The organism is Rahnella sp. CFA14(1/10), assembly GCF_004195095.1.
Classification (GTDB): Bacteria; Pseudomonadota; Gammaproteobacteria; order Enterobacterales; family Enterobacteriaceae; genus Rahnella; species Rahnella perminowiae.
In genome coordinates this window covers 264,015-277,103 of the sequence record NZ_SEWS01000002.1, presented here as the reverse complement: position 1 = coordinate 277,103, position 13,089 = coordinate 264,015, and the positions used below count along the sequence as shown (strand labels likewise).

The window sequence follows — 13,089 nt, the reverse complement described above, 5'->3', positions numbered from 1 at the left end:
CGACTGATTTATAACCCCTTATTTTAGAGAAGGAAACGACGATGAACGCTCCACAAAAAACGGCCGTTGCCCGCGTTATCCGTGCGCCACAGGGCACGGAACTGAGCTGTCAGAACTGGCTGATTGAAGCGGCATACCGCATGATCCAGAACAATCTCGATCCGGATGTCGCTGAGCGTCCGGAAGATCTGGTGGTTTATGGCGGTATCGGTAAAGCGGCGCGCAACTGGCCGGCGTTTGAAGGCATTCTCGACAGTTTACGTAAGCTGCGTGAAGACGAAACGCTGCTGGTGCAATCCGGCAAGCCGGTCGGCGTTTTCCGCACGCATACTGATGCACCGCGCGTGCTGATTGCCAATTCCAACATTGTCCCGCACTGGGCAAACTGGGATCACTTTCATGAACTGGATAAAGCCGGCCTGATGATGTACGGCCAGATGACTGCCGGTTCCTGGATTTATATCGGTGCGCAGGGCATCGTGCAGGGCACTTATGAAACCTTCGCGGAAGCGGGGCGTCAACATTACAACAGTGACCTGCGTGGCAAATGGATCCTGACGGCCGGTCTGGGCGGCATGGGCGGCGCTCAGCCACTGGCTGGCGTACTGGCCGGAGCCTGCGTGCTGGCGATTGAATGCCAGGAGTCGCGCATCGATTTCCGTCTGCGCACCCGCTATCTCGATTACAAAGCACACAGCATTGATGAAGCGCTGGCCATGATTGAAAAAGCCTGCGCTGAGAAAAAAGCCATTTCCGTCGGCCTGCTGGGCAATGCCGCAGAGGTGATGCCACAACTGGTTGCCCGCGCGAAAGAAGGCGGTCTGCGCCCGGATATTGTCACTGATCAGACCTCGGCACATGACCCGTTGAACGGTTACCTGCCGGAAGGCTGGAGCCTGGAAAAATGGCAGGATGCGCGGCAGGCAGATCCGCAATCGGTGGTGAAAGCTGCCCGTGCGTCAATGGCCAGACATGTTCAGGCAATGCTCGATTTTCATGCTATGGGCATTCCGACTGTCGATTATGGCAACAACATCCGTCAGGTTGCCAAAGACGAAGGCGTGGAAAATGCCTTTGATTTTCCGGGCTTTGTGCCGGCCTATATCCGTCCGCTATTCTGCGAAGGTAAAGGTCCGTTCCGCTGGGTGGCGCTTTCCGGTGACCCGGAAGATATCTACAAAACCGACGCAAAACTGAAGGAACTGTTCCCGGACAACGCAAACCTCATCAACTGGCTGGATATGGCGCGTGAACGCATTGCCTTCCAGGGGTTACCGGCGCGGATCTGCTGGCTGGGTCTTGGCGAGCGCCACCTTGCCGGTCTGGCATTCAATGAAATGGTCCGTAACGGTGAACTGAAAGCACCGGTTGTTATCGGTCGTGACCATCTCGACACCGGTTCTGTTGCCTCACCAAACCGTGAAACGGAAGCCATGAAAGACGGTTCTGATGCGGTTTCTGACTGGCCGCTGCTGAACGCATTGCTTAATACGGCGGGCGGCGCAACCTGGGTGAGTCTGCATCACGGCGGTGGCGTCGGAATGGGATTCTCACAGCACGCCGGAATGGTGATCGTTGCTGACGGTACCCGAGAAGCAGATGCCCGTCTTGAACGTGTGCTGTGGAATGACCCGGCGACAGGGGTGATGCGCCATGCAGATGCTGGTTATGAACAGGCACAAGACTGTGCTGAACGCCATCATCTGAATTTGCCGATGCCTGGCAAGTCATCACTGTAAGTGATTAATACGTCAGGAAATTAAATTGAACAATACTCACGGGCAGCGGCGCAGGCCGTTGCCCGTTTTGTTTCTAAAGTATTCGGAAAATGCTGCAAAAAGAGGCGTAAAACACCGCTGATTTACGGCATACTCGGGAGCAACTTAGCAGCGTGAGGTGAATAATGGCTTCAGATCTGGCAGTTTCTGATTCGGTATTTGAAAAACAGCAACAGCTCCTGGAAAAACTGGCAAGGCCCGCAGCACGGTCGCTGAGCGCTTATAACGCCGGGCTTGCGGCAGAGGCTGTGCAAAAAAAATATGGCGTGACGCATGTTGCCAAACTGGCCAGTAATGAAAATCCGTTGGGTGCCAGTCCGCTGGCGAGGGCCGCATTAGAAGCGGACGCCTGTTTCAGTGCGATTTATTCTGATGCATCAAGCATGGCGCTGCGTGATGCGCTGGCAGCAGATACCGGGGTGGCAGCCGGAAATATTGTTATCGGCAACGGTTCGGAAGACATTCTGCATATGCTGGCGCTGGCGTTTCTTAGCCCCGGCGACCGCGTGGTCACGCTGATCCCCTCGTTTGGTTTACATGAAATCTTCCCGCGCATGATGGGTGCCGATGTCACCATGGTGGGTGTTAATGCACAGCAGGAATTTGATATCGAAGCCTGGGAAAACGCGCTGTCCGGACCGGCGAAGATGTTGATTTTCAGCAACCCTTCCAATCCGGTGGGCTGCATGCTCAACCGGGAAGGATTCGCCCGTATCATTAATGCCGCGCCAGCGGATTGTGTGCTGGTGATTGACGAAGCCTATTTCGAATATTGCGAAACCGATCCTGAATACCCTGATAGTCTGCGCGTACTGGCTGACCAGCCACGACCGTGGATCGTGCTGCGGACTTTCTCGAAAGCGTACGGGCTGGCCGGGTTGCGGGTGGGGTATGGTTTAGCCAGTCATCCTGAACTGGTTAACCTGCTGGACAGAGTGCGTACGCCTTTCAACATCAACCGTTCGGCGCAGATCGCTGCCGTGGCGGCATTGCGGGATAAAGATCATGTCCGCGAGAGCATTGCGCTGGTCAGCACGCAGCGCGGACGCGTTGCGACAGAACTTACCTCGCTTGGTTTTAACGTCGCCTCATCGTATGCCAACTTCCTCTTCTTTGATTGCGGCCGCCCGGCCACAGAACTGGCACAACGCTTGCTTAGTTTCGGTGTAATTATCAAACCCTGGCGGGAAACCGGTTATGAAAACTGGATCCGCGTGTCCATCGGTAATGAACAGGATAACCGTCAGTTTATCGACAGCCTGAAATGTATCCTGGCGGAGGGGGCAGCGTGAAACGTGTTGCGCTGAACATTGACGATTTGCGCCGGCAGGCGAAATGCGCATTGCCCCGTTTTGCATTCAGCTATGTCGAAGGCGGGGCGGATGATGAACAAACGCTGAAAGACAACCGGGAGATTTTCGGGCGCTGGCGCTTTATTCCGCCGGTGCTGAACGATTCCAGCCAGCGCGATTTATCCGTCACGGTGTGCGGACAGCGCCTTTCAGCGCCGTTGCTGATTGCGCCGACCGGCTATAACGGCATGTTGCGTTTCGGTGCGGATGCCATGCTGGCCCGTACAGCGAAACATGCGGGTATCGGTTATATCCAGAGCACCGTTTCAACTGCATCGGTTGAAGAAATCGCGGCAGAAAACCTGCCGCAGCATTGGTTTCAGTTGTATGTGCTCAAAGACCGTGCCGTCACTGCCGGACTTTTGGCGCGCGCGAAAGCGGCCGGTTGCACCACGCTGGTGGTCTCGGTTGATGCGGTGCATTTCGGTAACCGTGAAAAAGATAAGCGTAATTACCGGCGGCCAATGAAGCTATCGCTTTGGAGCATGCTTGATGTTGCGCTGCATCCGGGTTGGGTATGGCGAACCTTAAAACCGGCGGGAATGCCCGGGTTCGGCAATCTCAAACCCTATGTTCCGGCGGATAAGCAACGCGGGGCGGGTGGGGCGAGCTACTTCTCGGCGCAGATGGATACCCGTCTCAGCTGGGAAACTCTGCGCTGGATCCGCAGTCAGTGGCAGGGCGCCTTGTTGATCAAAGGGATCCTGTCGCCGGAAGATGCACAACTTGCTTTTGCGAGCGGAGCCGATGGCATTGTGTTGTCAAACCACGGCGGACGTCAGCTTGACGGCTCGGTGAGTGCGCTTGAAGTGCTGCCGGACATCCGCACACTGTGCGGTTCGCAGGCGACGATCCTTATTGACAGTGGCTTTCGTCGTGGCACTGATGTCGTTAAAGCACTGGCGCTCGGTGCGGATGCGGTCCTGCTCGGCAGACCGATGCTGTATGGCGTCGCCGCAGCCGGTGAGGCGGGTGCGCAACGGGCACTGGAGATTATTTTGCAGGAAGTTGACCGCACAATCGCGCAGCTTGGTTGCACGTCGGTCAGCCAGCTGGGGCCGCATTTGTTACGTCTTCAGCCATAAGCAGTTGAATGAACAGAAAGATCCTTTGAGCATTTTCATCCGATCCGTCAAACACAACATTACGAAGAGGCAGTTATGCAGGCACAGAATATTATCTTCCCGGCACAAATTCTGCGCGGGCCCGGCGTTATCTCTCAGCTTGGTGACATTTGCGCACTGCTGGGCACGCGTGCGCTGGTGATTGGCGGGCATCAGTCACTGGCCGTCGTGGGGGATAAAATCCGTCATCAGCTGGAAGGTTCTGCCGTGGAACTTGCCGGCAGTGAATGGTTCGGCGGTGAAAGCAGCGAGCGTCATATCAGCCGTCTGGCGAAAATCGTTAAAGATAAAAAAGCCGATATTGTGATTGCCGTGGGCGGCGGTAAATCTCTTGATACCTGTAAAGCGGTTGGCGCAGAAACTAACGTGCCGGTCGTCACGATCCCAACGATTGCTGCGACCTGCGCGGCCGTCACACCGCTGACCATCCGTTATCACGACGACGGTCATTTCCGGGATTTATTCCCGCTGTCACAGGCACCGGCTGCAGTGATTATCGACAGCGAAATTCTGGCCGCTTCACCTTTGCGCTGGCTGGCGGCTGGACTTGGGGACACGCTGGCGAAATGGTATGAATTTCGCGCCATCAGCACTCATCACGGTCAGCTGAGCGGCGTCGCACGTTCTTCCAGTGCCAACAGCCGGATCTGCTATGACCTGATCGCATCTTACGGCCCTGCGGCCTGCGACGCGGTCCGTGCCGGTAAACCGAACGCCGAACTTGATCAGGTGCTTGATGCCATTTTCATGTTTGCGGGCCTGACATCGCTGATGAGCAGCGGGGCGCACGCCGCTGCTTCCCACGCCATCTATGAAGGTTTTACGGTGTGTGATAAAACCCGCGAATTTGGCCACGGCCTGCTGGTCGGTTTCGGCAACCTGTGTCTGCTGGCGCTGGAAAACCGCAGCAATGAGGAATTGCTGGAAGCGATCAAACTTGCTCAGGCCTGCGCGGTGCCGCTGCGTCTGAGTGAGATAGCAGATCTCAATGAGGATGAGCTGGAAAGTATTGTGCAGGCATCACTGCACGCGCCAGATATGGAGAATATGCCGGGGCAGGTGACGGCAGAGACGTTGTATGCGGCGATTTCGCGGGTAGAGAAAATGGCGGATCGGGTTTACCAAGAGAGGTGAGGTTGTGAAGTAGAAGGCTGCGGCCGGTTCCAAAATCACGCCGACGGAGAGGTGAAAAACCGCGTATCTTTTTACGCGGGTTGTAACCCGAACGTAGGGAACCGCGCAGCGGCGGGATTTTGCGGCTATAGCTGTGATACCTGAAACATTGTCAGCGAGCGGAGCACGCAGTTTAAGACGTGGAGATTCCAAAGAGGGCCCGTCATAGCCCTCTTTGGTCGGTTTAGGCATGAGAGGCTGTGTGATAACTGTTATTGAAAAACCGAAATTGTCTCAATCCTGCACTACGCTGCAAGCGAAAAAGCCCTCACGGCAAGTGAGAAACCGCTTCGATGTCCGGTCTGACATCAGATCCCCGCCAGGTATCCCCCGTCCACATACAACACCTGCCCGGTGATATAGGCCGCTGCCGGACTGCTCAGAAACACGGCTGCGCCGATCAAATCATCCAGTTCACCAAATCTTCCCAGCGGGATTTTTGCCTGCATCTGCTGGCACCAGCTGGCGTTATCATAAAACTCAGCGGTGAGATCTGTTTTGAAATATCCCGGCCCGATGCCGTTCACGCGGATGTTTCTGGCGGCCCATTCTGTCGCCAGAGTATGTGTCAGGCCAACCATGGCCGATTTCGATGCACCGTAGGCAGCCGCGCCGGGCACCCCGACCTGGCTGGTCAGGGAACACAAGTTCAGAATGCTGCCGCCGCCGTTTTCAGCCATCAGACGCGCAGCGGCCTGGGCACAGAAAAATGCGCCTTTGAGATTAGTGGTCAGAATGGTATCCCATAGCACTTCGTCAACCTCCATTGAGGGACATAATTGTTCGGTACCGGCATTATTAACCAGCACATCCGGTGGCGCGGACAGGGAGGCGAAAGCGTCGGCAAAGGTGGCGGGTTTTGTGACATCCAGCACCAGCGGTGTGGCATCACCGCCTTGCCGGCGGATCTGCTCACAAACGGTATTCAGGGTGGTGATATCGCGTCCGCTGACCGTCACGCGGGCCCCCGCCTGTGCCATGCCAACAGCCAGTGCCTGACCGATGCCGCGTGAACTGCCGGTGATCAGCACCCGCCTGCCTTGCAGCGAGAAACGTTGCAGGGAGAAAGGAGATATCATAATGGTTGCTCCGCCGGGCTGATCCCCGCCAGCCAGTCGCTGAATTCATCAGTGTCTTCAACCGGTTCGCTCCCGAGCATCATTGCCATCGCCAGCCCGAGGGCGGAACTGGTCTGTGTATGGCCGCTGAACCCCCCGGCGCGTAAATCAAGGACCAGCGTCGGGCAGCAGAACATGGCGAGCCGGAAAATCCGCTGCCAGTGGGGCGGCAGCCAGCCGCGGCGGGCGAGTTGCGCCAGTAACGGCTGCCAGTATTCCTCACCTTTATCGCGTAAAAATGCGGCGCGCAGCGGGGTTAACTGCCAGTTATGATCGACATATAATGTGTCACCCCGTCTCATGACGGTTACTTTGTAAAGTTCGCCGCAACGGGAAGGCTCATACAACCATAACGGATGGGCAAAAATGTTGTGGAAGGTGGCTTTTATTTCCGCCAGCAGCGCCGGAATATTGCGACCGGCAAACGCCGGGTCGAAGCTGACCAGTTGCGGAATTTCCTCCGAAGTGTCGTACCAGACATTCGCATTATGCGCATCACCGTGCGCGGTAATCACACCGTGGCCGGCCAGCGCTGCCGGTGCCAGGCGGATCCCGGCTTCAGTGAATAATTGCCGCAGGCTGTGCTGATAGGTCACGCCGTTGATCACCCAGCGCAGGTTGCTCAGTGTCTGCCATTCCAGTTCTTCATCTTCCAGACGGAAAGTTTTACCGACGTAAAAACGGGCCACACGGCCACCCAAACCGGCAGTGATTTCCGGGTTTTCCGGAGAAATCAGACGGTGATAGAACAACTGATGGACAGGTTCGGCCGCCACCGCACTGACCAGGCCGGGCTTCAGCGTCGGCAGGGTGTGAGTCAGAATATCGCGGTCGGCGCGACGCTGCGCTTCTTCAATTTCTGCTTCCTGATCCCACGCCTGTTGTTGTTCGATATCGCGGCAGATGTCTGCCATGCGCCGGTCATGACGCAGGGTGTACATCAGGATCTGCCGTCCCGGCTCGCCGCAGGCATACACCGGCACGTCTACCCGAAAGCCGCTTTCACGCAACAGTTCCGCGTTGTAATACTCCTCAATGGTTTTATCTTCCCCTTCTTCATTGTGATATTTGAAGAACAGGGCGCGGCCATCATCAAGGGTCACGGTGCCGTTGAGGGAGTTGAGGCTGTACTGATCGCGGTTGATGGTTAGCTGACCGGCTGCCACGCCGGTCACTTCGCCGATAAGCTGGCGCAAAACGTCCGCCGCCTGCTGCCATTCTCCCGCCTGCACTAACTGACGCGCCTGCGCGGCCAGCGGTTCACTGCCCGTCATATTGCTCATCATTACTGGCCTTTTTTGTTGAGGATCTCAGTGCGTAATGCCGATACCGCCAGCGCGTGGCCGGGGAATCCCTCATACAACGCAAAGGCGTGCGCTTTATCGGCCAGTGGCTGATAGCCTTCGCGGGTGACGTAGCCTACGGAGATCCGTTTCATGTAATCGAATACAGACAAAGGTCCGACAGTTTTGGCGGCACCGTTAGTCGGCAGAACCGCATTCGGTCCGAGAACGAAATTGCCCAGCGTGATCGGCGTGTAATTACCGAGCAGTATTTCACCGGCATTACGGATTTTGCCCATGACAGCCATCGGTTCCTCGGCCAGAATTTCCAGATGCTCCGGCGCGTACTGATTAACAAATTCAACGGCGGCAGCGAAATCTTCGGTCAGCACTACGCCGCCATGCGTTCCGCACAATACGGCCTGGGAGAATCCGGCCCGTTTTTCGTCGAGCTGTGCCCAGTAACCGGGCAGTGCGGCGATGGCCTGTTCCGCGACCCGACGGCTGCTGGTGACCAGATACGCCGAAGAATCCGGGCCATGTTCAGACTCGATAATCAGATCCAGCGCCGCCAGCGCGCCGTCCACACTGTCATCAGCGAGGATCAGACTTTCGCTCGGACCGGCCGGAACACCGGGGTCGATAAGACCGGAAAGCTGACGTTTGGCCGCCACCACCCACGGGCTGCCGGGGCCGACAATTTTCAGGCATTTCGGCACGGTTTCAGTACCGAACGCCACGGCTGCCACGCCCTGTGCGCCGCCGCATTTGTACACTTCGGTGATGCCAACCAGACGTGCGGCCACCAGCGTGGCGTCATCGACTTTACCATCCGGCCCCGGCGGGGTAATGACAATGGCGCGTTTTACGCCTGCCACCACCGCCGGAATGGTGGTCATCAGTAATACGCTCGGGAATGAGCCTTTACCGCGTGGCACGTAACAGGCGACGGAATCGATCGGCACATGCCGGTCACCGGCAAACGCGCCCGGGCGGATTTCTTTCATCCACATATCTTCCGGTTTTTGTGCTTCATGGAACGCACGGACGTTTTCGACGGCGAAGCGGATCGATTCCACCACCTGCGGATCGAGGCGTTCGAATGCCGTTTCGAATTCCGTGTCTTCCGCCAGAATGCTCATATGCGGCACGCTAACGCCGTCGAAATCGCGGGCAAAACGGCGCAGGGCGGCATCACCTTCGGTACGCACCGCTTCAATGATCGGCGCGACGCGCTCGGTGAAAAAGGATAAATCGGCTTCTGTACGTTTGAACAACTCCGCTGGCAGTTCGGAAGAACCACTCAGATCATGAAAAGTCACGGCTTGAAAAGGTGCAGACATGGTCAATCTCCGGTTATCAGGCCAGTGCAGCGCGGGGATGGCCGCTGCGGATAGTATGCAGAACCTGGCGTTGCAGGTCGGTGAATTCAGGGCTGGCGGTCAGTTCCTCACGACGCGGACGGGGTAGCGGCACGTTGTAAGTCGCCGCAATCGTGCCGGGGCCCATCACCACAATACGGTCAGACAGATACACCGCTTCTTCAATATCGTGTGTGACGAACATGACGGTCAGCCGGTGCTGTTCCCAGATGCCGGTCAGTAATTCCTGCATCTGGTGGCGGGTCATGGCATCCAGCGCGCCAAAGGGTTCATCCATCAGCAAGATTTTAGGGCGGTAAGACAGTGCACGGGCGATGGCGACGCGCTGTTTCATGCCGCCGGAAAGCTCCGCTGGCCAGGCATCAGCAAACGATGTCAGTTGCACCAGTTCGAGATGCTCACTGGCCTTTTCACGACATTGTGCGCGGTTGAATCCGGCGGCTTTCAGCGCAAACTCAATGTTTTGGCGCGCCGTCAGCCAGGGCAGCAGGGTGTATGACTGAAACACCACGCCACGGTCAATGCCCGCGCCGCGAATGGTTTTGCCGTCCACCTGAACGTCGCCGCTGTCGTAATCTTCAAGCCCGGCCGCAATTGACAACAACGTACTTTTACCGCAGCCGGACGTACCGACCACCGAAACAAATTCGTTGTCTGCCAGCGTCAGGCTGATGTCGTGCAATACCTCGCGCGTTTGCCTGCCAACCTGAAAACTTTTGTGCAGATGGGAAATGGTTAACACCGACATCAGGCACGCCTCTTGTTGTAGCGGAACAGAACGCGCTCCAGTGCACGCATGATCTGATCGCTGATTAAACCCAGAATACCCAGCAGCAGGATGTAACCGATGATGGTGTCAGTCTGGAAGAAACGTTGCGACACCACGATGCGGTAACCGAGGCCCGAAGTGGATGCCACCAGTTCGGCCAGCACCAGCCACGTCCACGCCCAGCCAAGACTGATGCGCAGGGCATCCCAGATGCCCGGCAGTGCGCCCGGTAACACGATACGGAACAGGATTTTGCGATCCGGCATGCCTAACGTGCGGCCTAAACCGACAAAATCGCCGGGTACCCGTTTCACGGCGTCAATCACCATCAGAACCTGCTGGAAGAAGGTGCCGATCCAGATAATCAGGAATTTTTGTACATCGTCAGTGCCGGTCCACAGAATGGTCAGCGGTACAAACGCCACCACCGGCATATAACGGATGAAATCCACCAGCGGTTCGGTCAGCGCTTTGAAGAAGCCGTAGCAGCCCGCCAGCACACCAATCACAATCGACATCACCGAGGAGATTGCGAAGGCAATACTGATGCGGTACAGGCTGCTTTTAATGTCGCTCCACAGCGTGCCGTCCTGCGCCAGACTGACCATCTTCAGCCAGACATCGGTCAGTTTGGGCAGGAAAATCGGCGGGATCGCGCCGCTGCGGGTTGCCAGTCCCCAGGCAAGAAACAGGACCACGAACAGCGCCACGGCGATGCCGACGAACAATTTGCGCGACGGCAGGCGGCCAATCACCATCAGATTGAGCGGTTTACGACGTGAACTCATGGCAGGCTGTTCACGAAGCTGGCGTCAATCACTTGCGCAGCCGTCACCGGTTTTGGAATAAGCCCGGCGGCCGTGGCGGCTTTGAGCACGTGCGCAAAGGTCTGGCCGGAGAAGGAATGGCTGAGTACCTGTTTGTTTTCCGCCAGCGAGTAATATTTCACGCCGTCAAACGCGGTTTCCAGATCAGCCGGTGTTGCGCCAACCGCTTTGGCGATGATGGCACGATCCGCCGTGGTATTGGCCTGATAGTGGGTGAGGGCGGCGTCCCAGCTTTTAATCAGGGCGGCGATTTGCCCCGGTTTTTCTTTCAGCACCGAATCACGCACCACCAGCACATCGCCAATCAGTCCGGGATCGGAAGAGCCGCTGTAGAGCATTTTCAGTGACGGGTCCTGCTTTTTCGCGGCAGAAATATAGGGTTCGTAAGTCACGGCGGCAGTCACACGTTTAGCGATCAGCGCGCTGCCCGCTGAATCGGCTGGCATCGGCACTGGTGTGATATCACTCCATTTCAGACCTGCGGCATTCACCGCACTGTGCAGTAAAATATCGCTGGTCGTGCCTTCTTCAAAGGCTATCTGTTTGCCTTTCAGATCCTTAAGGGTAGTGATGTCTTTGCCGACCAGCAGGGCGTCAGCGGTTTCACTTTGATCCAGCAACAGCACGACTTTTATGGGTAAACCGGCGGACACCATCGCCATTGCGGTATGTGTGGCAATATTTGCACCGTCAATCTGGCCGCTGGCTAAAGCGGCGTTGATGTCTTTATCTTCGGCGAAGTTAACGATATCGACCTTTTCCAGCCCCTGCTGTTTAAAAATGCCCTGACTTTGCGCGACATGCCACTGGCCGTAACCCAGCCAGGGCTCAATGCCCATTTTGAAGGTGCCCGCTTCGGGTGCAGCAGCGGAGGCGCTCAGACTGAATGTGCCGAGGGCACTAAGGCAGCAGGCCAGTGCCAGTTTGTTTTTGAAAAAACCCGTAAAGGTCTGAGAAGGTGACATAATTTCCTCGCTTGGTGTGGGAAGAGAAAAAAACGGCTAATAAAAATCCTAATGTGCAACCCTGTATAGACAAGCTGATAAAGCAATTACCACGCCACAGTTGAAATCGCGGAAGGAAATCATGCAGGGCATTGATGTTATACATTTTTAGATAATTGATGAGAAGAAGGTAAACGAATTTATAATTAAAAGTGATAATGTGCACCACAACATGACTTTCTTTGCTCTCTCAGGGTGCAGGAAAAGCGATTGTGCCCTAATAGCGCACAGGGTTTCAGCTGGCTCTGGCTTCAGGAACGGGGATTAATGCCTGTTTAAGTGCATTGGAGAATAAAGTCATTACAGAATTAAAAGGTGCACCTTTTTTCAGTACCAGACTGAACGGTGTGGCAATCTCAATATTATCCGGCATCAGTGCGCGAAGTTTTTGTCCTCCCATAAAGGCACTGGCATAATGTTCCGGCAGAAATCCGAGATAATTCCCCGTCATCAGTAACATGGTAACGGCTTCGACTTGTACCGCAATAGCATGCGAGGAAGTGACATCCGAAAAGATATTTTTCTTGCTGTGATTAGCATAGAAATGATTCACCATTTGTGATGATTTGATCTGCGACTCTTTTATTTCACTGGCAGGAACACTGAACAGCGGGTGTTTATTGCCGCAATAAAGGTAGGCCATTTCGTGATAGAGAAAGTAATAATCAAACTCGGGTTTTTCCTGATAGACCGGCATAATACCGCAGGTGAAACGTCCGTCGATAATCCCGCGTTCAATCTCGTCCAGCTGGGTGGCGTGCAGGCGTATACTGACCTTCGGAGCCTGGCGATAAATCTCGCCTAATGCACTGATTACCGGTGATTGCGGGTCGGTGATGGTGTTGTCGATAATACCAATATTCAGCTCGCCGAACAGCTCGTGACGGGCGTGATTGAGTTTGTCGCGAAACTGATTAATGGATGAAAATAAATCCAGGCATGCCTGATAAGCCACTTTACCGTGTTCGGTTAAATAAAATCCTTCGCGCCCCCGGGTACAAAGTTTCATGCCAAAACGGATTTCGAGATCAGAGATTTGTTTGCTGATCGCCGCGAGTCCAATATTCAGTTCGTTGCATGCTGCGGTAAAGCCACCGGCTTCTACCACGGTTTTAAAGACGCGCAAAAGCTTTAAATCGGCGACGCCAAGGTTGTGCTGATTAATATCACTTTTTGCGGGTGATGTGTTTCCTGATTTGGAAAGTGGACTTTCCATAATTAATATTTACCCCCGCCTTTAAAATCTACAATATCAAATTCACCTAGCCTCACTCGTTAT

11 protein-coding genes are annotated in these 13,089 nt (G+C 55.4%); 4 read left to right on the top strand and 7 right to left on the bottom strand.

The features are described from left to right. Nucleotides 1-41 precede the first annotated feature (41 nt). The 4 genes from hutU to EVX52_RS04930 all read left to right on the top strand — a co-directional run bounded on the left by hutU (nucleotide 42) and on the right by EVX52_RS04930 (nucleotide 5,388). Entirely contained in the window at nucleotides 42-1,739 is a 1,698-nt protein-coding gene (hutU, locus tag EVX52_RS04945; protein ID WP_129951247.1) for a urocanate hydratase, read from the top strand. A 164-nt stretch (nucleotides 1,740-1,903) separates the two neighbouring features. Further along, complete coding sequence (gene hisC, locus EVX52_RS04940) at nucleotides 1,904-3,070, top strand: histidinol-phosphate transaminase (protein WP_129990738.1); 1,167 nt, start codon at nucleotides 1,904-1,906, stop codon at nucleotides 3,068-3,070. Further along, a complete protein-coding gene (locus tag EVX52_RS04935) occupies nucleotides 3,043-4,215 on the top strand; it encodes an alpha-hydroxy acid oxidase (RefSeq protein ID WP_205952624.1) in 1,173 nt (390 codons plus the stop codon). Before hisC ends, EVX52_RS04935 begins: the two co-directional genes overlap by 28 nt. Nucleotides 4,216-4,290: 75 nt before the next feature. Next, nucleotides 4,291-5,388, top strand: a complete 1,098-nt coding sequence (locus EVX52_RS04930) for an iron-containing alcohol dehydrogenase family protein (RefSeq protein ID WP_129990736.1) — start codon at nucleotides 4,291-4,293, stop codon at nucleotides 5,386-5,388. Nucleotides 5,389-5,735: 347 nt separating this feature from the next. Here the strand turns inward: EVX52_RS04930 and EVX52_RS04925 are convergent, their stop codons facing one another. The 7 genes from EVX52_RS04925 to EVX52_RS04895 all read right to left on the bottom strand — a co-directional run bounded on the left by EVX52_RS04925 (nucleotide 5,736) and on the right by EVX52_RS04895 (nucleotide 13,026). Next, nucleotides 5,736-6,506 (bottom strand): SDR family NAD(P)-dependent oxidoreductase, encoded by a 771-nt coding sequence (locus tag EVX52_RS04925; RefSeq protein ID WP_129990735.1) that lies wholly within the window; start codon nucleotides 6,504-6,506, stop codon nucleotides 5,736-5,738. Beyond that, nucleotides 6,503-7,828 (bottom strand): hypothetical protein, encoded by a 1,326-nt coding sequence (locus tag EVX52_RS04920; protein ID WP_129990909.1) that lies wholly within the window; start codon nucleotides 7,826-7,828, stop codon nucleotides 6,503-6,505. Before EVX52_RS04920 ends, EVX52_RS04925 begins: the two co-directional genes overlap by 4 nt. Nucleotides 7,829-7,830: 2 nt before the next feature. Next, nucleotides 7,831-9,171: a histidinol dehydrogenase gene (hisD, locus tag EVX52_RS04915; RefSeq protein ID WP_129951252.1), complete on the bottom strand. Its 1,341-nt coding sequence runs from the start codon at nucleotides 9,169-9,171 to the stop codon at nucleotides 7,831-7,833. A gap of 16 nt (nucleotides 9,172-9,187) precedes the next feature. Further along, entirely contained in the window at nucleotides 9,188-9,958 is a 771-nt protein-coding gene (locus EVX52_RS04910) for an ABC transporter ATP-binding protein (protein ID WP_129990734.1), read from the bottom strand. Continuing rightward, nucleotides 9,958-10,767, bottom strand: a complete 810-nt coding sequence (locus EVX52_RS04905; RefSeq protein WP_129951254.1) for an ABC transporter permease — start codon at nucleotides 10,765-10,767, stop codon at nucleotides 9,958-9,960. The genes EVX52_RS04910 and EVX52_RS04905 overlap by 1 nt, the downstream gene beginning before the upstream one ends. After that, entirely contained in the window at nucleotides 10,764-11,771 is a 1,008-nt protein-coding gene (locus EVX52_RS04900; RefSeq protein WP_129990733.1) for an ABC transporter substrate-binding protein, read from the bottom strand. The genes EVX52_RS04905 and EVX52_RS04900 overlap by 4 nt, the downstream gene beginning before the upstream one ends. 274 nt (nucleotides 11,772-12,045) lie before the next feature. Further along, nucleotides 12,046-13,026: a LysR family transcriptional regulator gene (locus tag EVX52_RS04895; protein WP_129990732.1), complete on the bottom strand. Its 981-nt coding sequence runs from the start codon at nucleotides 13,024-13,026 to the stop codon at nucleotides 12,046-12,048. Between the last annotated feature and the right edge of the window lie 63 nt (nucleotides 13,027-13,089).